The 24,131-nt window shown below is 54.8% G+C and carries 21 protein-coding genes; 3 read left to right on the top strand and 18 right to left on the bottom strand.

The annotated features are described in order from the left end of the window. The 14 genes from rplP to L0H14_RS01030 form a co-directional block, all read right to left on the bottom strand. A complete protein-coding gene (gene rplP / locus L0H14_RS01095) occupies window positions 1-417 on the bottom strand; it encodes a 50S ribosomal protein L16 (RefSeq protein WP_301416261.1) in 417 nt (138 codons plus the stop codon). Beyond that, window positions 417-1,187, bottom strand: coding sequence for a 30S ribosomal protein S3 (gene rpsC, locus L0H14_RS01090; protein WP_301416263.1), 771 nt, complete (start codon window positions 1,185-1,187; stop codon window positions 417-419). Before rpsC ends, rplP begins: the two co-directional genes overlap by 1 nt. Beyond that, window positions 1,188-1,559, bottom strand: a complete 372-nt coding sequence (gene rplV, locus L0H14_RS01085; protein ID WP_301416265.1) for a 50S ribosomal protein L22 — start codon at window positions 1,557-1,559, stop codon at window positions 1,188-1,190. A gap of 34 nt (window positions 1,560-1,593) precedes the next feature. After that, a complete protein-coding gene (gene rpsS / locus L0H14_RS01080; RefSeq protein WP_022871381.1) occupies window positions 1,594-1,872 on the bottom strand; it encodes a 30S ribosomal protein S19 in 279 nt (92 codons plus the stop codon). Window positions 1,873-1,885: 13 nt separating this feature from the next. Further along, a complete protein-coding gene (rplB, locus tag L0H14_RS01075; RefSeq protein WP_301416267.1) occupies window positions 1,886-2,725 on the bottom strand; it encodes a 50S ribosomal protein L2 in 840 nt (279 codons plus the stop codon). Window positions 2,726-2,759: 34 nt separating this feature from the next. After that, on the bottom strand, window positions 2,760-3,065 hold the full coding sequence (gene rplW, locus L0H14_RS01070) for a 50S ribosomal protein L23 (protein ID WP_301416269.1): 306 nt from the start codon (window positions 3,063-3,065) through the stop codon (window positions 2,760-2,762). A gap of 11 nt (window positions 3,066-3,076) precedes the next feature. Further along, entirely contained in the window at window positions 3,077-3,685 is a 609-nt protein-coding gene (gene rplD / locus L0H14_RS01065) for a 50S ribosomal protein L4 (RefSeq protein ID WP_301416270.1), read from the bottom strand. A gap of 4 nt (window positions 3,686-3,689) precedes the next feature. Beyond that, window positions 3,690-4,340 carry a 50S ribosomal protein L3 gene (gene rplC, locus L0H14_RS01060; protein ID WP_301416272.1) on the bottom strand — a complete coding sequence of 217 codons (651 nt, stop codon included), beginning with the start codon at window positions 4,338-4,340 and terminating at the stop codon, window positions 3,690-3,692. A 24-nt stretch (window positions 4,341-4,364) separates the two neighbouring features. After that, window positions 4,365-4,673: a 30S ribosomal protein S10 gene (gene rpsJ, locus L0H14_RS01055; RefSeq protein WP_022871386.1), complete on the bottom strand. Its 309-nt coding sequence runs from the start codon at window positions 4,671-4,673 to the stop codon at window positions 4,365-4,367. 515 nt (window positions 4,674-5,188) lie between these two features. Beyond that, window positions 5,189-6,379 (bottom strand): elongation factor Tu, encoded by a 1,191-nt coding sequence (gene tuf / locus L0H14_RS01050; protein ID WP_301416273.1) that lies wholly within the window; start codon window positions 6,377-6,379, stop codon window positions 5,189-5,191. Between the two features lie 267 nt (window positions 6,380-6,646). Next, window positions 6,647-8,764 (bottom strand): elongation factor G, encoded by a 2,118-nt coding sequence (fusA, locus tag L0H14_RS01045; RefSeq protein WP_301416275.1) that lies wholly within the window; start codon window positions 8,762-8,764, stop codon window positions 6,647-6,649. A 90-nt stretch (window positions 8,765-8,854) separates the two neighbouring features. Further along, window positions 8,855-9,325: a 30S ribosomal protein S7 gene (gene rpsG, locus L0H14_RS01040; protein WP_301416277.1), complete on the bottom strand. Its 471-nt coding sequence runs from the start codon at window positions 9,323-9,325 to the stop codon at window positions 8,855-8,857. 3 nt (window positions 9,326-9,328) lie between these two features. Then, on the bottom strand, window positions 9,329-9,703 hold the full coding sequence (rpsL, locus tag L0H14_RS01035; RefSeq protein ID WP_301416279.1) for a 30S ribosomal protein S12: 375 nt from the start codon (window positions 9,701-9,703) through the stop codon (window positions 9,329-9,331). Window positions 9,704-9,958: 255 nt separating this feature from the next. Beyond that, window positions 9,959-11,230 carry a hypothetical protein gene (locus L0H14_RS01030; protein WP_301416281.1) on the bottom strand — a complete coding sequence of 424 codons (1,272 nt, stop codon included), beginning with the start codon at window positions 11,228-11,230 and terminating at the stop codon, window positions 9,959-9,961. 83 nt (window positions 11,231-11,313) lie between these two features. Between L0H14_RS01030 and L0H14_RS01025 the strand changes: the two genes are divergently transcribed. After that, a complete protein-coding gene (locus tag L0H14_RS01025; protein ID WP_301416283.1) occupies window positions 11,314-12,495 on the top strand; it encodes a peptidoglycan bridge formation glycyltransferase FemA/FemB family protein in 1,182 nt (393 codons plus the stop codon). 166 nt (window positions 12,496-12,661) lie between these two features. Then, on the top strand, window positions 12,662-12,877 hold the full coding sequence (locus L0H14_RS01020; protein ID WP_301416285.1) for a hypothetical protein: 216 nt from the start codon (window positions 12,662-12,664) through the stop codon (window positions 12,875-12,877). A gap of 93 nt (window positions 12,878-12,970) precedes the next feature. On the opposite strand, the gene L0H14_RS01015 is transcribed toward L0H14_RS01020, so the two are convergent. The 4 genes from L0H14_RS01015 to moaC all read right to left on the bottom strand — a co-directional run bounded on the left by L0H14_RS01015 (window position 12,971) and on the right by moaC (window position 22,989). Further along, window positions 12,971-16,861, bottom strand: coding sequence for a DNA-directed RNA polymerase subunit beta' (locus L0H14_RS01015; RefSeq protein ID WP_301416287.1), 3,891 nt, complete (start codon window positions 16,859-16,861; stop codon window positions 12,971-12,973). Window positions 16,862-16,915: 54 nt separating this feature from the next. Then, window positions 16,916-20,422: a DNA-directed RNA polymerase subunit beta gene (locus L0H14_RS01010; RefSeq protein ID WP_301416289.1), complete on the bottom strand. Its 3,507-nt coding sequence runs from the start codon at window positions 20,420-20,422 to the stop codon at window positions 16,916-16,918. Between the two features lie 267 nt (window positions 20,423-20,689). After that, complete coding sequence (locus tag L0H14_RS01005) at window positions 20,690-22,495, bottom strand: molybdopterin-binding protein (protein WP_301416291.1); 1,806 nt, start codon at window positions 22,493-22,495, stop codon at window positions 20,690-20,692. Then, window positions 22,492-22,989 carry a cyclic pyranopterin monophosphate synthase MoaC gene (gene moaC / locus L0H14_RS01000; protein ID WP_301416293.1) on the bottom strand — a complete coding sequence of 166 codons (498 nt, stop codon included), beginning with the start codon at window positions 22,987-22,989 and terminating at the stop codon, window positions 22,492-22,494. Before moaC ends, L0H14_RS01005 begins: the two co-directional genes overlap by 4 nt. 116 nt (window positions 22,990-23,105) lie before the next feature. On the opposite strand from moaC, the gene moaA reads away from it, so the two are divergent. Then, entirely contained in the window at window positions 23,106-24,128 is a 1,023-nt protein-coding gene (gene moaA / locus L0H14_RS00995; protein ID WP_336621681.1) for a GTP 3',8-cyclase MoaA, read from the top strand. The last annotated feature ends 3 nt before the right edge of the window (window positions 24,129-24,131 follow it).

Genomic DNA, 24,131 nt, shown 5'->3' with positions numbered 1-24,131 from the left:
TTATTCACCACCCTCTCGGCGTACAATGCGAGCCTTGAGTGGCAGCTTGTGTGCGGCCAGGCGAAGGGCTTCGCGTGCAACTTCTTCAGTAACGCCGGAAAGTTCGAACATAACACGCCCGGGTTTGATGTTGGCAACCCAGAACTCTGGGGAGCCTTTACCCGAACCCATACGAACTTCGGCTGGTTTCTTTGTCAATGGACGATCTGGGAAAATGTTGATCCAGACGTGGCCGCCACGTTTGATGTAACGAGTCATCGCGATACGAGCTGCCTCGATCTGACGGTTCGTGACATATGCGCGGCCGGTTGCCTGCAGTCCCCATTCACCGAAGGCTACTTCGGTGCCGCCTTTGGCCATACCTTTACGACCTGGACGGTGCTGCTTACGGTATTTTACGCGACGTGGGATAAGCATTAGGCGTTGCCTCCTTGAGCGCCTGAGCGTGCACCCTGCTGGGCGCCACCGCGACGACGGCGTGGACCACCACGGCCACCGCGGCCACCACGACCGGATGGCTGAGCTGCTTCTTGAGCTGCCAGTTCTTTATCGGTCAGGTCGCCCTTATAAACCCACACTTTGACGCCGATGCGTCCGAATGTGGTTTTCGCTTCGAAGCGACCGAAGTCGATGTTGGCGCGCAAGGTGTGCAGCGGTACACGACCTTCACGGTAGAACTCGGTACGGCCCATGTCGGCACCGCCCAGTCGACCGGATACCTGAATACGGATACCCTCTGCGCCACCGCGCATGGCTGACTGGATGGAACGACGCATTGCACGGCGGAATGCCACACGTGCGGTGAGCTGTTCGGCAACACCTTGTGCTACCAGCTGTGCATCGAGTTCTGGTTTCTTAACTTCTAGGATGTTGAGCTGGATCTGCTTTGCTGTGAGCTTTTCAAGTTCACGGCGAATGCGATCAGCTTCCGCACCACGGCGACCGATGACGATACCAGGGCGAGCTGTGTGTACGTCTACGCGGACACGATCTCGGGTTCGTTCGATCTCAACTTTGGAAATACCAGCACGTTCCATGCCGTCCTGCAGCAGGCTGCGGATATGCACGTCTTCTTTGACGAAGTCCTTGTAACGCTGGCCAGCAACGCTGGAATCAGCGAACCAACGGGAAACGTGATCTTTGGTAATGCCGAGGCGGAATCCGTGTGGGTGAATCTTCTGACCCATTTAGTTGGTCCCACCTTTCTGATCTTCATCGATTGCAACGACCACGGTGACGTGGCTGGTGCGTTTGTTGATTTGGAAGGCACGTCCTTGAGCGCGTGGTTGAAAGCGCTTCATGGTTGGTCCTTCATCAACGAAGGCTTCACTGACGAACAGTTCTTCCTCGTTGAAGGCCAGTCCTTCACGATCGGCTTTGTCCCGTGCATTGGATACCGCGGATGCGAGTACCTTGTAGACGGGGTCTGAAGCGCCCTGCTGGGCAAACTTCAAGATGGCCAGGGCTTCATTCGCTTGCTTACCACGAACAAGGTCGACGACGCGCCGGGCCTTCATTGGCGTAACACGCAAATAGCGTGCAATTGCCTTGGCTTCCATTGCTTAATCCTCTCTTACGATCAGCCAGCCGCTACTAGCGGCGGCCTCTCTGGTCGTCCTTGGAGTGGCCGCGGAAGGTACGCGTTTGCGCGAATTCTCCCAGTTTATGTCCGACCATGGATTCAGTGATGAATACCGGCACGTGCTTGCGACCATCATGGACAGCAATGGTGTGACCAAGCATGTCCGGGATGATCATCGAGCGACGAGACCAAGTGCGGATAACGTTTTTGGAGCCCTTTTCGTTCTCAGCAAGAACCTTCAGGTACAAGTGCTGATCTACGTAGGGGCCCTTCTTCAGGCTGCGTGGCATCTGAGATCAGCTCCTATCGATTCTTCTTGCTTTTCGGACGACGACGCACGATGTACTGGTCGCTGGCCTTTTTAGGACGGCGTGTGCGGCCTTCCTTCTTGCCGTTCGGGTTGGACGGGTGACGTCCACCGGATGTACGACCTTCACCACCACCGTGTGGGTGATCCACAGGGTTCATGGCGGCACCGCGGGTCTGCGGACGAACGCCTTTCCAGCGCATACGTCCAGCTTTACCCCAGGAAATGTTGATTTGTTCGGCGTTGCCGACTTCACCAACGGTGGCGCGGCAACGGATATCAACGTTGCGGATTTCGCCGGATGGGAGACGAAGCTGTGCGTACTTACCTTCACGGGCAACGAGCTGGATTGAAGCTCCAGCTGAACGTGCCATTTTCGCGCCGCCACCTGGACGGAGTTCCACAGCGTGGATCACAGTACCCAATGGCATGTTGCGAAGTGGCAGGTTGTTGCCCGGTTTGATGTCGGCGTTTGGGCCAGACTCCACCATGTCACCTTGCTTCAGACGAGCAGGTGCCAGGATGTAGCGCTTGGCTCCATCGACATAGTGCAACAGTGCAATGTTGGCAGTACGGTTCGGGTCATATTCAATTTCTGCGACCTTGGCCTGGATGCCATCTTTATCGTGACGACGGAAATCGACCAAACGGTATTGACGTTTGTGTCCGCCACCACGGTGACGTGATGTGATGCGTCCGAGGTTGTTGCGACCGCCGCTCTTAGAGAGTGGGCGCAGCAACGACTTTTCCGGCGCATTTCGAGTTACTTGTTGAAAGTCGGAAACCGACGAGCCACGCTGGCCCGGGGTAACCGGCTTATGTTTACGAATTGCCATAGTTATATTCCTCGATTAAGTGGTCTCCGGTTCCTTACAGAACCGGACCTCCGAAGATGTCGATGGAACCTTCCTTCAGAGTGACGACAGCACGCTTAGTAGCATTACGCTGGCCGTATCCGAAACGGGTACGCTGACGCTTACCCTCACGGTTCATGGTGTTGACTGAAGCCACTTTGACGTCGAAAATCTTTTCGATAGCCAGCTTGATTTCAGACTTGTTTGAACGCGGATCAACGACGAACGTATAACGTCCTTCGTCCATATCCGAGTAGCTCTTTTCGCTCACGACGGGAGCAATGATCACGTCGCGCGGATTCTTATCAATGTTGGTGCTCATGTGGTCTCCTTCTACTTCGCGCTTGCAGCGGCCACGAAGGCGTCGTATGCAGGCTTGGTAAAGACCACGTCATCAGCTTTCAACACGTCATAGGTGTTGAGCTGATCAGCATACAGGGTGTGAACATGCTGCAGGTTACGAGTTGACAGCGCAGCGACATCGTCGGAACGCTCGATAACAACTAGGAAGTTGCGACGTTCGTTTTGGACTTCAGCCAGTGCAGTCTTTGCAGCTTTGGTCGACGGAGTTTCCTGTGCCACAAGTGACTCGATGACATGGATACGGCCGTTGCGGGCACGGTCAGACAGTGCACCACGCAGTGCTGCGGACTTCATTTTCTTGGGTGTACGCTGCGAGTAATCGCGCGGTTGTGGACCGTGTGCAATACCGCCGCCGGTCATCTGTGGTTCACGAATGGAACCCTGACGAGCGCGACCGGTACCTTTTTGACGAAACGGTTTACGTCCACCACCAGAAACCTCAGCACGAGTTTTCGTCGAGTGAGTGCCTTGGCGTGCAGCGGCAAGCTGTGCATTGACAACCTGGTGCATCAAAGCGACGTTTGATTCGACATCAAACAGTTCAGCTGGTAGATCCACCGATACTTTCTTGACAGCCATGGTGTTAGGCTCCCTTCACTGCATCGCGAACCAATACAACACGACCGCGAGGGCCAGGTACTGCGCCTTTAACGAGCAGCAAGTTGTTCTCTACATCGATGCCGTGCAGAGTAAGGTTCTGGGTGGTTGTTTTGACGTTGCCCATACGGCCGGGAAGCTTTTTGCCCTTGAAAACACGGCCTGGAGTGGCAGCGCCACCAACAGAACCCGGTTTACGGTGGTTCTTCTTCTGACCGTGGGATGCGCCTGCGCCGCCGAAGTTGTGACGCTTCATGGCACCTGCGAAGCCCTTACCCTTGGAGTTCGCGGTGACATCAATAAGTTGTCCTGCCTCGAACTGTTCAACGGTCAGGTCCTGGCCGAGGGTGTAGTCGACTACGTCGGAGGTACGGATCTCGACGACGTGACGACGCGGTGTAACACCGGCTTTGTCGAAGTGTCCGACCAATGGTTTGGAGACCTTGCGGGGGTCAATTGCACCGTATGCAATTTGGATGGCAGAGTAGCCATCTGCTTCATCGTTACGAAGCTGGGTCACTACGTTAGGCTCAGCCTGAACCACAGTCACGGGAATGAGGTTGTTGTTCTCGTCCCATACCTGGGTCATGCCGAGCTTCGTGCCCATGAGTCCCTTGATTTTTGGGGATATGGTCATAGTTTTCTCAGCACCTCCCTAGTTTTAGAGTTTGATTTCAATGTTGACGTCCGCTGGCAGGTCGAGGCGCATAAGCGAGTCAACAGCCTTTGGAGTCGGGTCTACGATGTCGATAAGACGCTTGTGAGTACGCATTTCAAAGTGCTCACGGCTATCTTTGTATTTGTGCGGAGAACGGATCACGGCGAACACGTTCTTCTCAGTAGGTAGTGGAACCGGGCCTACTACCTGTGCGCCTGCGCGTGTGACCGTATCAACGATCTTCCGCGCTGAAGTGTCGATCACTTCGTGATCGTATGACTTCAGCCGGATGCGGATTTTTTGTCCCGCCATGGCGTCTGCCTCATTTCCGTACTAGTTGAGTACCTGTCCCTGTGTACATGTTCACAGCAAATGCTGCTGCATGTTTTGTTTTCGCTCATATGGTCGAATCCGTGTGACGGGTTCCTCGGCCATGTGAGACCATCAAGTTTTTGCTCTCCAGACCACGCGTGAAGCTACGTCTGGGGAAAGTTGACGTCCGCTCAATTGGTAAGGTCCTGAAGCCCAACATTGTTGGCATTCCAGGCACAGCTGTTTTGAGCAACCTGTCCATTATGACAGAAATTTGCGCATATTGCGAATCGTGCGGACCGATGTCGTAGAACACACAATCTCGGTTTCGGCCGCGCCCTTACCTTAGCAATACGCCTTAACTTTCGCATCCTGGCGGTCCGCTCCCCCGCGGTTGACGAGCGCATGCTTCAGATGTAGGGATCAAATGTTTTTGAACAAAATAAAACCCCCGCACGTGGCGGGGGTTTCATTCGAGTCTAGCTAAAAGCTAGTACATCAGCGGTGCATCAAACTTATTTGATGACCTTGGTTACACGACCTGAACCAACGGTACGTCCACCTTCACGAACTGCGAAGCCGAGGCCATCTTCCATAGCGATCGGCTGGATCAGTTCAACAGTCATTTCGGTGGTGTCACCTGGCATGACCATTTCGGTACCTTCTGGCAGGGTGATAACACCGGTTACGTCAGTGGTACGGAAGTAGAACTGTGGACGGTAGTTCGAGTAGAACGGGTTGTGACGGCCACCCTCGTCTTTCGACAAGATGTAGACGTTCGCCTCGAAGGAGGTGTGTGGTGTGATCGAACCTGGTTTGACAACAACCTGGCCACGTTCAACATCTTCACGACGCAGACCGCGCAGCAGCAGACCACAGTTTTCGCCTGCCCAGGCTTCGTCGAGCTGTTTGTGGAACATCTCGATACCGGTGACGGTAGTCTTCTGCGAATCCTTGATACCAACGATTTCAACTTCGGAGTTGATTGCGAGAGTACCGCGTTCTGCACGACCGGTCACAACAGTACCGCGACCGGTAATGGTGAAGACGTCTTCGATCGGCATCAGGAATGGCTTATCGCGGTCACGAACTGGTTCTGGGATGAACTCGTCGACAGCTTCCATGAGCTCTTCAACGGATTTTACCCATTTTTCGTCACCTTCGATGGCCTTCAGGGCGGAAACACGAACGACTGGAGCGTCGTCACCGTCGAATTCCTGGGAAGACAGCAGTTCGCGTACTTCCATTTCGACCAGTTCCAGCAGGTCTTCGTCGTCGACCATGTCGGACTTGTTCAGTGCGACCAACAGTGCTGGTACGCCAACCTGCTTGGCAAGCAGTACGTGTTCACGTGTCTGAGCCATTGGGCCGTCAGTGGCAGCAACAACAAGAATTGCGCCGTCCATCTGGGCAGCACCGGTGATCATGTTCTTGATGTAGTCAGCGTGACCTGGGGCGTCTACGTGTGCGTAGTGACGCTTTTCGGTTTCGTACTCAACGTGGGAGACGTTAATAGTAATACCGCGCTGGCGCTCTTCTGGCGCACCGTCGATATCGGAGTAGTCGCGCTGTTCGTTGAACTCTGGGTACTTATCGGCAAGTACCTTGGAGATCGCAGCGGTCAGGGTGGTTTTACCGTGGTCAACGTGACCGATGGTACCGATGTTAATGTGCGGCTTTGTCCGCTCGAACTTTGCCTTCGACACAGATTCCTCCTAGAACTGTTCGACTGGAGAAGGACATGCAGCCGCTTGTGGCGGTCTGACTTTGGTCCAGTCTACGTCAGATGTTGTGTTTACTGAATTTCCCCGGTGGGTAGGACCGGTCCGTAGATTGCTAAACAACCTTGGCCGCAGGTGCGGACCGGACCCTTGTCCTAGACCAAACCTCATGTTCGGGGATACATGCTGTTTGGTAGATAGTGGGTCTTTGCAGACCCACCACCCTAAATCTAGCCGGCTAACTATTCTAAGTTATGCGCCAGTGTGTTTCTGAATAATTTCTTCAGAGACCGATCCAGGAACTTCGCCGTATGAATCGAAGGTCATGGTGTAGACCGCGCGACCCTGGGTACGGGAGCGCAGGTCACCAATGTAACCGAACATTTCGGACAGCGGAACCTTGGATTTGATGACTTTCACACCAGCAGCGTCTTCCATCGATTCGATGGTACCGCGACGGGAGTTGAGGTCTCCAATGACGTCACCCATGTATTCTTCAGGGGTGCGTACTTCTACGGACATAACTGGTTCGAGAAGAACCGGCTTCGCACGCTTGATACCTTCCTTGAAGACCTGTGAACCTGCGAGTTTGAACGCCATCTCAGACGAGTCAACATCGTGGTAAGCACCATCGAGCAGTGTTGCCTTGACGCCAACCATGGGGTAGCCAGCAAGGACACCGAACTGCATGGCTTCTTGGATACCCTGGTCTACCGATGGGATGTATTCGCGTGGAATACGTCCACCGGTCACGGAGTTCTTGAACTCGTAAATTTCGCCGTCTTCGGTCTCCAGTGGTTCGAAGGTTACGACAACCTTCGCGAACTGCCCGGAGCCACCGGTCTGCTTCTTGTGGGTGTAGTCAACGGATTCAACCTTGCGTCGAATCGTTTCACGGTAGGAGACCTGTGGGTTACCAACGGTTGCTTCAACCTTGAATTCACGCTTCATGCGGTCTACCAACACATCGAGGTGTAGTTCGCCCATGCCGCCGATTTCAGTCTGGCCAGTTTCTTCGTTCTGGTTGACCGTGAAGGTTGGGTCCTCTGCCGACAGACGCTGGATAGCGGTCGAGAGTTTTTCCTGGTCACCCTTCGAGTTCGGCTCAATGGCCACCGAGATCACTGGTTCTGGGAATTCCATGGATTCCAAGATGATCGGAGCATCTTTCGCTGAGAGGCTGTCACCGGTGGTGCTGTCCTTGAGACCAACTACAGCGTAGATATGGCCTGCCTGTGCTTCGTCAACAGGGTTTTCCTTGTTGGCGTGCATCTGGAACAGCTTCGAAACGCGTTCTTGCTTCTGCTTGGTTGCGTTCAGAATCTGGTCGCCGGCCTTGATCTTTCCGGAGTACACACGAATGTAAGTGAGCGTACCGAAGAACGGGTGAGCCGCAATCTTGAAAGCCAGTGCGGAGAATGGCTCATCAAGGCGTGGCTTACGAGTCAATTCCTGCTCTGGGTCGTTGACTGCAAGACCCTTGACGGACTCAACGTCCAGCGGGGATGGCAGGTAGTCAACAACAGCATCAATGATCGGCTGTACACCACGGTTTTTGAAAGCGGAACCACAGAATACTGGGTAGGCTTCGTCAGCGACGGTCAAAGCACGGATACCGGCTTTAATCTCGTCGTTGGTGAGGTCGCCTTCATCGAGGTATTTCATCATCAGTTCTTCTGACGATTCAGCAGCGGATTCGATGAGTTCGTTACGGTACTGTTCAGCACGTTCCTGAAGGTCAGCCGGAATTTCTTCGATCTCATAGGTTGCACCGAGCTTGGTGTCACCCTTGGCATCTGCTGGCCAGACGAACGCTTTCATGGTGAGCAAGTCGACTACACCAATGAAGTCGTTCTCTGCGCCGATTGGCAGCTGCATGACCAGTGGCTTGGCACCCAGACGGGACTTGATGGTTTCTACGGTGTGGTAGAAATCAGCACCGAGCTTGTCCATCTTGTTGATGAAGCAGATACGAGGTACACCGTATTTGTCTGCTTGACGCCATACGGTTTCAGACTGTGGTTCTACGCCTTCTTTGGCATCAAATACAGCGACTGCACCGTCGAGAACACGCAAGGAACGCTCAACTTCAACAGTGAAGTCAACGTGACCAGGAGTGTCGATGACGTTAATCTGGTTACCTTCCCAGAAGCTAGTAACAGCTGCTGAGGTAATGGTGATACCGCGCTCTTTTTCCTGTGCCATCCAGTCGGTTGTAGACGCACCATCGTGGGTTTCACCCAGTTTGTGGTTCACACCGGTGTAGAACAGGATCCGCTCGGTTGTAGTAGTTTTACCGGCGTCAATGTGAGCCATGATGCCGATATTACGAACTTTATTGAGGTCGGTAAGCACTTCTTGTTGTGCCACAGGGTCTCCCTTTGTTGTTGCCTAATTTCCTAGAGCCACAGACTCCTGGATGAGGCAACGGCTCGGAATGAGTACTGAGTTGGGTTTGATTTACCAGCGGTAGTGGGCAAACGCCTTGTTAGCTTCAGCCATCTTGTGCACGTCTTCGCGACGTTTTACAGCTGCACCCAGTCCGTTGGAAGCATCCAGAATTTCATTAGTCAGTCGCTCAGTCATCGACTTTTCGCGGCGTGCATTCGAGAAGGTAACCAACCAACGCAGTGCCAACGCGGTGGCACGGCCAGGCTTTACCTCAACAGGTACCTGGTAGGTGGCGCCACCAACACGACGTGAGCGGACTTCGAGGGCAGGGCGCACGTTATCCAGGGCCTTCTTCAGGGTTGCTACTGGATCGTCGCCGCCTTTGTCACGAGTACCGTTCAAGGCACCGTAGACGATACGTTCGGCAGTCGATTTCTTACCATCGACTAAAACTTTATTAATCAGCTGGGTGACCAGGGATGAACCATAAACCGGGTCAACTACCAGTGGGCGCTTGGGCGCAGGTCCTTTACGTGGCATGGGTTACTTCTTCTCCTTCTTGGCACCATAACGGCTACGAGCTTGACGACGGTCTTTAACACCCTGGGTATCCAGAGCACCGCGAACAATCTTGTAGCGGACACCTGGAAGGTCTTTCACGCCACCGCCGCGTACGAGCACAATGGAGTGCTCCTGGAGGTTGTGACCCTCACCTGGGATGTAGGCGGTAACTTCGATACCACCGGCCAGGCGGACACGTGCGACTTTACGCAGCGCGGAGTTCGGTTTCTTTGGGGTCGTGGTGTACACGCGAGTGCACACACCACGGCGCATTGGGCGCGAATTAAGCGCTGGCGCACCAACACGCTTTGCCTTTGGTGTGCGGCCCTTCCGGACCAACTGCTGAATTGTTGGCAAAATAATCTCCGTATATTCTCATCTTCATTCGAACGGATCGAGGCGGCGCAATGCCGCGACGATTCGAAAGAAAGCTTGGTCTTTTTTCGACGTCTAAAAGGCTTTGCCTTTGGACGTGCAAAAAGGTGGCATTTGTTGCGCAAGATCCCCGCAACCCGGACAGAGTCCTACTGCCACTTTGAAACAATCGTTCTCAGTGTAGCAGGTTCAAGCACGAGGGGAAAATTTAAGTGTTGCTTGCGATGGTGATCACAACTAGGAATTCATTGTACCTGGCACATGGTCGATTTCACGTGCAGCCTTGGTGAGACGGAGGCGCTGATATAGGTCGCGTTTGATATTGCGATCCTTAGCGTAACGCAGCGGCCAACCAATGAGTTTGGCATCTTTCGCCGCATCAAGTTGCGCTGCCTGCTCGTCGGAAGCATACTGATAAGCCAATTTCATCGGGATCGTCATGGATGCTGCAGGGCCGGCAGTGGTAGTGGCAGCTGGGTGCTCTGCTGCTTCAACGAATTCTCGGACCAGGTATGGCGCAGGGTTAGTACCGGCAATAGTCAAATAGTAGTGATGTCGACCCAAACGCGGGTTCATCTCGAGAAAATATGGCTCGCCCGTATGCTGATGGATTTTAACGTCGAACATGCCGAAGCCGTGCCAGTCCAGTGCCTCCATGAGCTCAGCACCCTGGGCTTCAAGTGTTGGATCAGTTGCTGCGAGAAGAGCCCGGGAGTTTCCCTCCAGCCCCGACGCATGATCTTCTACGATGACCTCGGCGAGGCCGGACAGGGCATTATTGCCGTGACGGTCGCGGAAGTGGGTGAGGATCCGCAGATTCGAATCCGGGCCAGGGATGAATTGCTGGATGATCAGGGTCCCTTGATAACCGGCGTCGTTCGCTTTGTATAGGATGTCTGCTAGCTCATCGGGTGTTTCCAAATAGTGGACTTTCCGGCGACCGTCGAATCGCGTATTTGCCCATTCACCGCCATCACCGGCTTTGAGTATCAATGGATACTGCCAGTCGGGTGCAGCAAGTTCAGTGACGAATTCAGCAACTGGTTTTTCACCCTGTGCACATTCATAGATGGCTGTGCGTGGATAATGAATCCCGTGCTTTTCACACAAGGCATAGAAGTTCTCTTTAAGAGAAGCCTGATCCAGTTGTTCAACGGTCAGGTTCGGAAAGACATATCCCATCTCTCTCAGCTCGGCGTCGTGTTCAATCATAATTCGTACGAGATGGTCATATCCGGCAGACAGGATGAGCGGTCGCGGGCCTTCTTGTTGCAGCATATTTGCTACATCGCCCAAATGCCGGACTACACGGGCAGAGTCAAACATAGGACCTGCCGGGAAAAGCTGAGTGATCTTGCTTCCGCCAACAACGAGATTTTCGGCAGTCGGAACAACGGCTGACTTCACGCCGAACGCTTCATGAAATTCACGCGCAAGACTATACGCTCCTAGGTCTCCCCCGGTAATCACAGGAACGAACGGTTGCGAGGCTGGAATCTGGTTGCTCATAATCGTCGAGTGTAGCAACTAGCAATCGGCGCACCGTCCGCTGCGACCCCTCGACCCCTGGCTCACTGGGGTACGCTGGAAGGGTGACACATCATAAGACTCTGCGCATCCAAGAGATTTCAACTGAACAGCATCACGAATTCATTGCCGAACAAGCAAGAGCGTCGTTTTTGCAGAACCCCATCTGGCCGAGAACAAAACCGGCTTGGCGAAGCCAATCACTTGGCTGGTTCGACAATGACGAACTCGTTGCTGCTTCGTTAGTGCTATATCGTCCAATCCCAGTACCGGGGTTACGCGGACGCTCATTAGCATATATTGCCGATGGCCCCCTGTTCGATCCGGACCTCGTTGAGCTCGACGCAGTGCTTGAACCGCTAGTCCCGCATGCACGCAGTCAAGGGGCCTTTATGATTCGTATGGGTCTTCCCTTGGATCTGCGCCGGTGGGACGCCGACGATGTTCGCAAGGCGTTATCCGGTGGAGAGCACGGTATGATCCCCGAACTGCAGCCGGTTGAGTCCAATACGACTGCCTGGAAGATGGAAAACACTCTGGTCCGCAAGGGCTGGCAGAAACCCGAACTCTCTGAAGATTTTGTTGCAGGCCAAGCCCAGTTTCAGGCCCGCATTCCGCTCCCCCAGCTAACCCCTGAGCAGCGTGCTGACCGCGAATCGCCTGAATTTGAACAGGCCGTGGAAGAAGTCTTGATGCGAATGGACAGCACGTCTCGTCGTCAAACACGAAAATCCACTCGCTCCGAGCTCTCTATCACTTCGGGCGGACTCGACGATGTCGCTGCCTGGCAAACGCTGTATGAAGAAACTGCGGAACGCGATAACTTCACCGGTCGTCCCCAAAGTTACTTTGAGTCTATGATGCACGCGCTCAATGAATCAGAGACATCCCAGTGCAAGGTGTTATTCGCACATTACGAAGACCAGCTCTTAGCTTCAGCCATCTACGTACAGCAACAAGATACTGGGTGGTACGTGTACGGTGCTTCCACCCGCGCTGAGTCAAAACGCTACGCACCACGGGCCCTCCAGCTAGAACAAATTAAGCTCAGTCTTGAAGCCGGTGCGGCGTGGTATGACCTCGGCGGTGTATCAGCCACACTGAACAAGGAACACGAGCTTGCGGGGCTAACCCGGTTTAAAACCACCATGGGTGCGGACGTTGTGCAAACCATGGGTGAGTGGGATTTGCCGATCAACAAGGTGCTTGCTCGGGCATTCACCATGTATTTGGAACGTCGAGGCTAAACCGGTCTCTGAATACACTTCCACATTGGGCCATCGAATTGAGATATTTCTCGTTCGGTGGCCTTTGTGCTTCTTGGACAGCGATCGCGTTCGTCGCGGCCTGCCAAGCAGACTACTGTGGTACTGAACGCACTTTGTTATAGCTACACAAGAAGGTATAAGGCCGATGGCACAACACGACACGAAACCGACGACGTCGCCTTCGACGGCACTATTCATCATGCTCAATGTGTTGGGCTTCCTATTGTTGATCATCGGGCTGATCGCAGTCGTTGCCATGAACCCGCCGCATTGGCTCGGCGTGGGCATCACTTGGTTTGCCGGCGTCTACAGTCTGGTGATGGCGCAGATGGTGAAGCGCCGCCCTGTCACCCGTGGTTAACTTCAGCTAGCAGTTACTTAAGACAAAAGAACCAGTGCGATGATTCGCACTGGTTCTTTTGTATCTTAGGACCGATTCGACGGGCCTACGGGCTTAGCGGAATTCTCCACCCATGCCGTAGTCTTCCAGCGGAATCGCATGGAAGTCTCCACCGATTTCGGTATCCATTCCCGGGTAATCGAAGTCCGGGAATGCAGCAGCGCCGGTGAACATGTTCGCCTTGGCGTCGTCGGTTGGTTCCACGGCAACATTGGTATAGCGGTCCAGGCCGGTACCGGCTGGAATGAGCTTACCGATGATGACGTTTTCCTTGAGACCAAGCAGTGGGTCAGCTCTGCCTTCCATTGCGGCCTGCGTGAGGACGCGAGTGGTTTCCTGGAAGGATGCGGCAGAGAGCCAGGAGTCCGTAGCCAACGAGGCCTTGGTAATACCCATGAGCTCGTCACGACCGCTTGCTGGGCGTTTGCCTTCTGCAACCGCCGCACGGTTGGAAGCGACGAACCGAGCACGGTCAGCTAATTCACCAGGCAGCAGGTCGGTTTCACCGGAATCGATAATGGTGATTCGACGCAGCATCTGACGGACGATGACTTCCACGTGCTTATCGTGAATGCCAACACCCTGTGACTGGTAAACCTCTTGGACCTCGTCGACCAAGAATTTCTGGGCAGCGCGTGGACCAAGAACACGGAGTACCTGTTTCGGATCGATAGCACCTGCAACAAGCTGGGTACCGACCTCTACGTGCTGACCGTCTTCTACGAGTAGACGGGAGCGACGCAGGACCGGATAGGCCATTTCTTCAGAACCGTCATCCGGCGTGAGCACCAGACGAACCTGTTTGTCGTCTTCTTCGATGTTCACACGACCGGCGACCTCTGAGATTGGCGCGACACCCTTTGGTGTACGAGCTTCGAAGAGTTCCTGAATACGTGGCAGACCCTGGGTAATATCGTCAGCCGATGCAACACCACCGGTGTGGAAGGTACGCATAGTGAGCTGTGTACCTGGTTCACCAATGGACTGCGCGGCGATAATACCAACGGCTTCGCCGATGTCTACTACCTTGCCGGTAGCCATCGAGCGACCGTAACAGTTGGCACAGGTTCCGACACTTGATTCACAGGTCAGGACCGAGCGCACACGGATTTCGGTGATGCCAGCTGCCAGCAGCTCGTCGAGCTTGGTGCTGCCGACATCCTCTCCGGCCTGTGCGACAACAGTTCCGTCTGCATCTTTGACATCGGTGGCCAACACACGGGAGTACGAGGAGGTCTCGACATCATCGACCAGTACCAATTCGCCGTCGGCGTTTGGTTCAGCGATGGTGACGTTGAGACCGCGGCGAGTGCCACAGCTTTCCTCACGCACGATGACATCCTGGGAGACGTCGACGAGACGACGTGTCAGGTAACCGGAGTTCGCGGTTTTCAGCGCGGTATCGGCAAGACCCTTACGAGCACCGTGGGTAGCGGAGAAGTATTCCAGAACCGACAGGCCCTCACGGTAGGAGGACTTGATCGGACGAGGGATAATCTCACCCTTCGGGTTCGCAACCAGACCACGGATACCGGCAATCTGGCGAACCTGCAGCCAGTTACCGCGGGCACCGGAGGTGACCATACGGTTAATGGCGTTCTGTTTGCCCATGCCGTCCTGCATTGCTTGTGCAACTTCGTCGGTGGCGTTGTTCCAAATGTCAATCAGCTCGGCACGACGTTCTTCGTCTGCGATGAGACCGGTTTCGTACTGGACCTGCACCTTGGCGGCTTGGTCCTCGTAGGATTCCATGATCGAGGCTTTATCGAAGTTGGACGTGATATCGGAGATCGCAACGGTTACACCGGAACGGGTGCCCCAGTAGAAACCGGCGTCTTTGAGATTATCCAAAGCGCCCGCGGTTTCCGCCAGTGGGTAACGTTCGGCGAGGTCGTTGACCAACTCTCCGAGGGTGCCCTTGGTAGCTACCATTTCTACCCATGGGTAGTCGGCTGGGAGCAGCTGGTTGAACAGGACGCGGCCAAGAGTTGTTTCAAGGTTTGTGCGCTGTCCGGCTTCCCAACCTTCCGGTGCTGCTTGTGCATCCGATGGGACGAAGCCGTCTACACCAATGGTGATGGTCGCATTCAGGTGTACCTTGCCGGCATCCATGGCCATAATGGCCTCACCGAGTGAGGAGTAGGCGTTGCCCACACCCACGACATCGTCGCGCACATCGGTCAGGTGGTTGAGCCCGATAACCATATCCTGTGACGGTACGGCAACGGCCTTACCATCGGATGGTTTCAGAATGTTGTTCGAGGACAACATCAGCACACGTGCTTCTGCTTGAGCTTCTGGGCTCAGTGGCAGGTGGACTGCCATCTGGTCACCGTCGAAGTCAGCGTTGAATGCAGCACAAACCAGTGGGTGCAGCTGGATAGCTTTACCTTCCACCAGTTGCGGTTCGAATGCTTGGATACCAAGGCGGTGCAGGGTGGGTGCACGGTTGAGCAGTACCGGGTGTTCGGTAATGACTTCTTCGAGCACGTCCCAAACCTGTGGACGGGTACGTTCTACCATGCGCTTTGCAGACTTGATGTTCTGTGCATGGTTGAGATCAACCAGGCGCTTCATCACGAATGGTTTGAACAGTTCCAGTGCCATCTGTTTTGGCAGACCGGTCTGGTGCAGCTCCAGCTGTGGACCAACCACGATAACTGAACGACCGGAGTAGTCGACACGTTTGCCGAGCAAGTTCTGACGGAAACGACCCTGTTTACCCTTGAGCATGTCGGACAGTGACTTCAGTGGACGGTTACCCGGCCCGGTCACTGCACGGCCGCGACGGCCGTTATCAAAGAGGGAGTCGACAGATTCCTGCAGCATGCGCTTTTCGTTGTTCACGATGATCTCGGGAGCACCGAGTTCAAGCAGGCGCTTCAGACGCGAGTTCCGGTTGATCACACGACGGTAAAGATCGTTGAGATCTGAGGTCGCAAAGCGTCCGCCGTCCAGCTGAACCATTGGTCGCAGCTCTGGTGGAATGATCGGGACAGCGTCCAGGACCATGCCTTCTGGCGAGTTGTCGGTGGTCAAGAATGCATTGACCACTTTCAAACGCTTCAGAGCACGGGTCTTGCGCTGGCCTTTTCCGGTCTGGATGATTTCGTGCAGTTTTTCTGCTTCACCATGCAGATCAAAGGTTTGCAGACGGCGCTGAATCGATTCGGCACCCATGGAGCCTTCGAAGTACTCGCTGTACTTGTCACGCATGGCGCGGAAAATGTGCTCTTCGCCTTCGAGGTCGCCAACTTTGAGGTTCTTGAAACGCTCCCAGACTTCTTCCATCTGGTCGATTTCTGCCTCGGAGCGTTTGCGAACCTGCCCCATGGTCTTTTCGGCCAGGGATTTGGCTTTTTCACGCTCTGCAGCTTTCGCACCCGATTTTTCGAGTTCGGCGAGTTCTTCCTCGAGTTCACGCGAGATCGCTGCGATATCGGAGTCGAGCTGCTTCTTGAGGAAGCTAATTTCCTGGTCGTGTTCGGCCTGCAGGTTTGGCAGATCGGTGTGACGAGCTTCTTCGTCAACACTGGTGATCATGTAGGCAGCGAAGTAGATGATCTTTTCGAGATCTTTCGGTGCCAAGTCCAGCAGGTAGCCCAGACGTGACGGGACACCCTTGAAGTACCAGATGTGAGTTACTGGCGCTGCGAGTTCGACGTGGCCCATGCGGTCACGACGTACTTTGGAACGGGTAACTTCTACACCACAGCGTTCACAAATGATGCCCTTGTAACGGACACGTTTGTACTTACCGCAGTAGCATTCCCAGTCACGGGTTGGACCGAAGATGCGTTCACAAAAGAGGCCGTCTTTTTCTGGCTTCAGTGTTCGGTAGTTAATGGTTTCAGGTTTTTTGACCTCACCGTAGGACCACTCGCGGATTTGGTCGGCGGTGGCCAGGCCGATGCGCATGAGGCCGAATGAGTTTTCTGTGGACATAGTCCGATGAACTCCTGGTTCTTAAGTGGATAAAGACTATTTGGTGTTGTGAACTTAGACTTCTTCTACCGAGCTGGGTTCAGCGCGGGAGAGATCGATGCCTAGTTCTTCAGCAGCACGGAATGAATCTTCATCCGAGTCACGCATTTCTATGTTGCGGCCGTCGGCGGAAAGGACTTCCACGTTCAGGCAGAGCGACTGCATTTCTTTGATCAATACCTTGAATGATTCTGGAACACCTGGCTCCGGAACATTCTCGCCCTTGACGATCGCTTCATAGACCTTTACGCGGCCGTGAACGTCGTCAGATTTGTGTGTGAGCAGTTCCTGCAGGGTGTATGCGGCACCATATGCTTCCAGTGCCCAAACTTCCATTTCACCAAAGCGCTGACCACCGAACTGTGCTTTACCACCCAGCGGCTGCTGGGTAATCATCGAGTACGGTCCGGTCGAACGTGCGTGAATCTTATCGTCGACCAAGTGGTGCAGTTTCAGCATGTACATGTAGCCGATGGAGATCTCTTCTGGGAATGGTTCGCCAGAGCGACCGTCGTGCAGTCGTGCCTTACCATTGCTTCCAACCAGACGAACACCATCGCGTGTTGGGTGGACGTGGTCGAGTAGACCGGTGACTTCTTCAGCTTCTGCACCGTCGAAGACCGGGGTGGCCACATTGACCGGTCCGGTTTCGCGTGGCAGGTTCGGCAGCTTCTTGAGGAAGTCTGGTTCGCCTTCGATCTTCCAGCCGTTGGCGGCGGCCCAGCCGAGGTGCAGTTCCATAACCTGGCCCAGGTTCATACGTCCTGGTACACCCAGTGGGTTCAGGATCATGTCGACAGGAGTACCGTCTTCCATGAATGGCATGTCTTCAACAGGGAGAATCTTGGCGATAACACCCTTGTTACCGTGACGACCGGCCATCTTGTCACCGTCGGTAATCTTACGTTTCTGTGCAACGTAGACACGGACCAACTGGTTTACGCCTGCTGGTAGATCGTCGTCTTCGTCGCGGTCAAAGATACGTACACCGATAACGGTTCCGGATTCACCGTGTGGCACCTTCAGCGAGGTGTCACGGACTTCCTTGGACTTTTCACCGAAGATGGCGCGCAACAGGCGCTCTTCCGGTGTCAGTTCCGTCTCACCCTTCGGGGTGACACGGCCGACCAGGATGTCCCCGGCTTCAACTTCGGCACCAATGTGGATGATGCCTCGTTCATCGAGCTGAGACAGTACTTCATCAGAGACGTTTGGAATGTCACGAGTGACTTCTTCGGCACCCAATTTGGTGTCACGTGCATCGACTTCGTACTCTTCAATATGAATTGAAGTCAGGACGTCGTCGGAGACCATCCGCTGGGAAACGATGATAGCGTCTTCGAAGTTCAGACCTTCCCACGGCATGAAGGCCACGAGAATGTTCTTGCCAAGAGCCAATTCACCGTTGTCAGTGGATGGACCGTCAGCCAGTACCGCACCGTATTCGACACGCTCACCTTCGGAAACACGAACAACCTGGTTGTACGCGTTGCCCTGGTTGGAACGCTGGAATTTGTAGAGCGGATAGTGGCGGGTGGTGCCCTCGTCTTCCATGACGGTTACCAAGTCTGCAGCAACCTCGGTTACTACACCTGGTTTCAGCGCAATGGTCGAATCTCCGGCGTCAATGGCGATTGGTTTTTCCATCCCGGTACCAACCAGTGGCGCCTCGGCTTCCACGAGCGGGACAGCCTGACGCTGCATATTGGCGCCCATGAGCGCACGGTTGGCATCGTCATGTTCCAGGAATGGAATCAGCGCAGTTGCAGCGGAAACCATCTGGCGTGGCGAAACGTCCATATAGTCAACGTCGGTCGGTTCGGCGAGGATAGGCTCACCGTCACCGCCGCGCTGACGAGACATGACGAGTTCTTCAGCGAAGGAGCCGTCTTCGTTCAGTACCGCATTGGCCTGAGCGATCTGCACATGCAGCTCGTCATCAGCGGTGAGGTATTCAACGACGTCGCTGACTTTATTGTCAATGACTTTGCGGTACGGAGTTTCAATAAAACCGAACTCGTTGATGCGGCCGTAAGTAGCCATTGAACCGATCAAGCCAATGTTTGGGCCTTCCGGTGTTTCAATTGGACACATACGTCCATAGTGCGATGGGTGAACGTCGCGGACTTCCATACCTGCGCGGTCACGAGACAGACCACCTGGTCCAAGAGCCGAGAGACGGCGCTTGTGGGTCAGGCCGGCTAGCGGGTTGCCCTGGTCCATGAACTGTGACAGCTGCGAAGTTCCGAAGAACTCGCGGATCGCGGCTACCACCGGACGGATGTTAATCAGCGTCTGCGGGGTGATGGCTTCGACATCCTGAGTGGTCATGCGTTCGCGGACCACGCGCTCCATACGAGATAGACCGGTGCGAATCTGGTTTTCAATCAGTTCACCGACTGCACGGATACGACGGTTACCGAAGTGGTCGATGTCATCGACTTCCACTGGAATATCAACAATTTCGCCCTTGCGGTCACCCTTGATGCTGGAGCCACCGTTGTGCAGTGCAGCAATGAAGTGCACCATCTGGGTGACGTCCTCTTCGGTGAGTACCATCGACGATGGATCCGACAGTGGCGCATTAACACCGAGTTTGCGATTGAGCTTGTACCGGCCGACTTTAGCCAGGTCGTAACGGCGCTCGGTGAAGTAGAGGTTAGCGAGCAGGTTTTGCGCGGCGTCAACCGAAACTGGTTCACCCGGGCGAAGCTTGCGGTAGATGTCCTTGAGTGCTTCCGCCTGGTCGGTAATGCCATCTTTTTCCAGGGTGAGCATCATGGAGTCATAGTTGCCGAATTCTTCGCGAATGCGAGCTTCGGTCCAGCCCAGCGCCTTCAACAGCACGGTAACTGGTTGTTTACGACGACGGTCCAGGCGTACTGACACCTGGTCACGGCGGTCAATTTCCAGCTCGAACCAGGCACCACGTGATGGGATGATGCGCGCGGTGTAAATGTCTTTATCAGTAGTCTTATCCGGGGTGCGCTCAAAGTAGGCGCCCGGGGAACGGACCAACTGCGATACGACGACACGTTCAGTACCGTTGATGACGAAGGTTCCTTCGTCAGTCATCAGCGGGAAGTCACCCATGAAGACGGTCTGCTGTTTAATTTCGCCGGTGTTGTAGTTCATGAACTCGGCTTTAACATACAGCGGTGCAGCATAAGACGCGTCACGCTCTTTTGCTTCCTCAGCACCCATCTTGGGGTCTGAGAATTCCGGGTCAGTAAACGAGAGGGCCATGGTGCCCTGGTAGTCCTCGATCGGCGAGATTTCTTCAAAAATCTCACCCAGACCCGACGTGGTGACGACCGAATCGTCGCCGATTTCTTTTGCGTGTGCGACCTGTGCGGCCCAACGCTCGTTGCCTACCAGACGGTCAAATGACTCCGTCTGCAGAGCAAGTAGATTAGGGATTTCCAGTGGCTCACTAATCTTTGCAAAAGAAATACGACCGGACGAAGAGCCATGTCGATAGTTTGTAGCGGTTGTGTTGTCAGAGGTGCTAGAAGCGACCAACAGCGATCCTTTCACAGACCTTCCAAGATTTATCTGCACGCAGTGCCTGTACGTTCTCTCAAGTAGCCACATTTCCTAAGACACGGGACCCACCGCTATATGAAGGTCGACCGGCCTTGTGTATGATCCTGTGGAGATGGAGTCATTCGACAACATACGAAGCGAACGACACCAAAACGACCTGGAGACAGGGATACGCAAAGAATCAGTTTAGCTTGACGTGAGCCTGTTTGTCCAGTACTTTCAGACGCCTATGACAAATATCGCTTAGCGGCTGTGATCTTTCCCACGAACTTGCTCCACAATGTGATCAATGAGTTCGTCGAGGACACTGATGCCATCGGCCACTCCCCCAAGAGATCCGGGCAGCGTCACCACAAACGTGGTGCCGATCAGCCCTGCAATACCACGTGAAAGTGCCGCGCTGGGCGTGGATTTCAGTCCTTCCAGAAGCACCGATGTCATCACATTGGGCATCGGCTGATCAATATACTCGCTGATGACCTCCACCGTTTGATCGGTAGGGGAAACTCCAGTTCCGCCGCTAGTGATCAAGACGTCTGGGAGCGGACCGTAGTCACCCGCGACGACTTTTTCCATGGTTGTCGCCAATTCATGATCCGCCACCACGAGCGCCTGCTGCGTGTCATAGCCCTTGGACTCTAACCATTCGACCAGTTGTGGCCCAGCGTCGTCCTCATAGACTCCGGCGGCGGCACGAGTCGAAGCAACAATTACCAATGCTCGACGATGTTCGCCTGGATGACTATCAGGTACGTGCGTCTCTAGCTGCGCTGAAGTGACGGCAGGGACCGGGTCAATTCGGGCATCCCAATTCGTATCAGCGAAAAGATGCGCCGTCACCGGCTGGCCCGGCTGTATCCGTGCCATCGGCGGGATTTCTAGTAGCGCGTTGGCCCCAACGGCTTGAGCCAAAAGATGCGATCCTGCAGCGCCCTGGAGTTGGGCAATAACCTCTGTACCATGCAAGCCAACTACGGCCCGCCGGTACTGCGTTTTGCCCTGGATACCGGTGACCGAACTATTGATCCGAGCTTGAATCTTGACCGGTCGGGTGCCTACCTCAAAGGCTTGCCAAATAGCGGGCAGCACCAAGATGCGCATCGACACCAGCGTCGAAACGGGATTACCGGGAACCGCAATGATCGGGGTAGAGCCATATACTCCGTAACCCTGCGGCCCACCGGGTTGCTGATGTATTTTACCAACCCAGGAGGTATCGAGACGTTCTAAGAGTTGTCGTACCACCTCGTATTTGCCCTCCGAAATGCCACCGGAGGTCAGAATGAGATCCGGGTTGTGGTCCCGGATGATGCCGTCCAAGACGCTGCGGAAATCGCGCAGGTCGTCAGTAGTGGCGCCGGTTGCCACGATGTCTAGGCCGTGGGTTTGCGCCAGGCTACGGACCAACGGGGTGTTGGCGTCAAAAATTTTTGCTGCCGCTGGTGTGTTGCTGCTGACCACTTCGTCACCACCGGCGATGACACCGATGCGTGGGCGCGCTCGCACGGGAAGTTCGGCTATTCCTTGGGACGCGGCCGTTGCGACCAACGCGGCGTCGATGACGGCGCCTTCGCTAGCCAGCAGCGTGCCGGCCTGCATGTCACTGCCCGTTTTGCGGATGAAACGTCCGACGTCCACGGACGGTAGGTATACGTAGTCGCCAACGTCAACGAAGGCGGCAGGTTCAGCCTGTTCTACCGGGATGATCGCCACGACGTCGTCGGGAATTTTTGCCCCGGTCATAATTGGGACCGCTGTGTCATGGCCATAGCCGTTAACACCGTAGTGGTAGATCTCAGCTGGATCAGTGCCGGCTGGTACATCGGGACCGACACGGAAGCGACCGCCAGCCAGGTTGGCATAACCTATTCCGTAACCGTCCATTTGGGAATTGTCGAACCGTGGTGATGGATGCTGCGTGACCAGATCTGCTGCCAGCTGTCGCCCGACAGCGCGGGTAAGGGGCACCGTGGTGACCGGGAGTTGACCGACTGTATCGGTCAAAAGCTGAGCGAGGCTGGCTGCATAACTTTCCGAGGACATGGTCATGCAGAGTCCCCAGTGCTTTCGACAGTCCAGTCACCGGATTTCCCGCCGGTTTTTTCCAGGACCCTTATATCTGAGATCACCGCTTGAGCATCAACGGCCTTGATCATGTCGTAGACGGTCAAAGCCGCGGTCGATGCCGCTGACAGGGCTTCCATTTCCACGCCGGTGACACCCACTGTTTTGACCAGCGTGGTCACCCGAAGCGTGCCCTTGGCAACGTCGGATTCAAAGTCCACAGTGATCTTGCCTAGCGGGATGGGGTGACACAGCGGGATGGTTTCCCAGGTTTTCTTAGCGGCCATGATTCCGGCAACCCGAGCTACCGGCAAAGCATCACCCTTCGGGAGATCAGCATCCATGATCATTTCCACCACGTCACCGCGAGTATGGACAATAGCTTGGGCTCGAGAGGTTCTTGAGGTTGTACCTTTTGTCGTCACATCCACCATATGCGCCGAGCCATCGGCGCGGACGTGGCTGAGTTGCTGCTCCATCGGTCCCTTTCATCCACATATCAGAGGGTCTAGACTAACTATAATTCGAAACACAGCGTACTCGTCCCAACATTCCACGCAATCGCTACATTCGTCGCGATGGCAAGGAGCACTCATTGTCAGGCTTGATCGATCAATTTGGCCGCACCGCCACAGATCTTCGCATGTCCTTAATCGACAAATGCAATCTGCGTTGCCAATACTGTATGCCAGCCGAAGGTCTGGACTGGATGAAAAAAGACGACATGATTGCCGCACACGAGGCGATTCGTCTCGCGGATATCGCCGTCCGGCATCTGGGCGTTGAAGAAATTCGTTTCACAGGCGGGGAACCCCTTGTCCGTGCTGATCTCGTCGATATTATCGAGGGCGTCCATGATCTCCACCCGGAAGTAGACTTATCCCTGACCACCAACGGCATCAACCTCGAGCGCAAAATCGATGCGCTCGTCGCTGCAGGGTTATCGCGAATTAACGTGTCGCTGGATACCGTGTGTCCCGAAACCTTTGCCAAAATCACGCGCCGTGATCGACTCACCAAGGTGCTCTCCGGTCTGCATGCTGCGAAAGCGGCCGGCCTAGACCCCATCAAAATCAACGCGGTACTGCTCCGGGGCATTAATGATCATGAAGCTACCGAGCTGCTGACTTGGACGTTGGAGCACGGTTATAAACTTCGCTTTATCGAACAGATGCCGTTGGACGCTGACCACGCTTGGAAGCGAGCAAATATGGTGACGGCCGCTGAAATCCGCGATCAAATATCGCAAACCTATACGTTGAGTCCGCATGAAGACGACCGCGGTTCTGCACCGGCCGAACGGTTCAATGTCATCGACCCAACCACCAACGAGGTGCTCGGTACCGTGGGCATCATTGCTTCGGTCACGGAACCCTTCTGTGCTGATTGCACGCGCACCCGAATCACCGCAGACGCCAAGATCAGGTCGTGTTTGTTCTCCCACACCGAGACCGACCTGATGGACTTATTGCGTGATGGCTCGTCGGACCAAGCAATCGCTGATGCCTGGCGCCAGGCTATGTGGCATAAACCAAAAGCCCACGGGCAAACCAAGACGGGGCTGGGCATGCCCGGTTTTGTACAACCAGAGCGCAGCATGAGTGCCATCGGCGGTTAGCTC

The organism is Yaniella sp. (assembly GCF_030453185.1).
In the GTDB taxonomy this organism is placed as follows: domain Bacteria; phylum Actinomycetota; class Actinomycetes; order Actinomycetales; family Micrococcaceae; genus Yaniella.
Note: the sequence above shows the minus strand (reverse complement) of the source record. Positions and strands in the feature narration are given on the sequence as shown.

What these genes read in the sequence shown, in the direction of transcription:
- rpsC (WP_301416263.1), bottom strand. Translation starts at nt 1,187, where the DNA reads ATGGGTCAGAAGATTCACCCACACGGATTCCGCCTCGGCATTACCAAA.
- rpsJ (WP_022871386.1), bottom strand. Translation starts at nt 4,673, where the DNA reads ATGGCGGGACAAAAAATCCGCATCCGGCTGAAGTCATACGATCACGAA.
- rpsG (WP_301416277.1), bottom strand. Translation starts at nt 9,325, where the DNA reads ATGCCACGTAAAGGACCTGCGCCCAAGCGCCCACTGGTAGTTGACCCG.
- L0H14_RS01020 (WP_301416285.1), top strand. Translation starts at nt 12,662, where the DNA reads ATGGCACAACACGACACGAAACCGACGACGTCGCCTTCGACGGCACTA.
- rplP (WP_301416261.1), bottom strand. Translation starts at nt 417, where the DNA reads ATGCTTATCCCACGTCGCGTAAAATACCGTAAGCAGCACCGTCCAGGT.
- moaC (WP_301416293.1), bottom strand. Translation starts at nt 22,989, where the DNA reads ATGGAGCAGCAACTCAGCCACGTCCGCGCCGATGGCTCGGCGCATATG.
- rplD (WP_301416270.1), bottom strand. Translation starts at nt 3,685, where the DNA reads ATGGCTGTCAAGAAAGTATCGGTGGATCTACCAGCTGAACTGTTTGAT.
- rpsS (WP_022871381.1), bottom strand. Translation starts at nt 1,872, where the DNA reads ATGCCACGCAGCCTGAAGAAGGGCCCCTACGTAGATCAGCACTTGTAC.
- rplB (WP_301416267.1), bottom strand. Translation starts at nt 2,725, where the DNA reads ATGGCAATTCGTAAACATAAGCCGGTTACCCCGGGCCAGCGTGGCTCG.
- rplW (WP_301416269.1), bottom strand. Translation starts at nt 3,065, where the DNA reads ATGAGCACCAACATTGATAAGAATCCGCGCGACGTGATCATTGCTCCC.
- rplV (WP_301416265.1), bottom strand. Translation starts at nt 1,559, where the DNA reads ATGGAAGCCAAGGCAATTGCACGCTATTTGCGTGTTACGCCAATGAAG.
- L0H14_RS01005 (WP_301416291.1), bottom strand. Translation starts at nt 22,495, where the DNA reads ATGACCATGTCCTCGGAAAGTTATGCAGCCAGCCTCGCTCAGCTTTTG.
- L0H14_RS01030 (WP_301416281.1), bottom strand. Translation starts at nt 11,230, where the DNA reads ATGAGCAACCAGATTCCAGCCTCGCAACCGTTCGTTCCTGTGATTACC.
- L0H14_RS01015 (WP_301416287.1), bottom strand. Translation starts at nt 16,861, where the DNA reads ATGTCCACAGAAAACTCATTCGGCCTCATGCGCATCGGCCTGGCCACC.
- rplC (WP_301416272.1), bottom strand. Translation starts at nt 4,340, where the DNA reads ATGACCATATCCCCAAAAATCAAGGGACTCATGGGCACGAAGCTCGGC.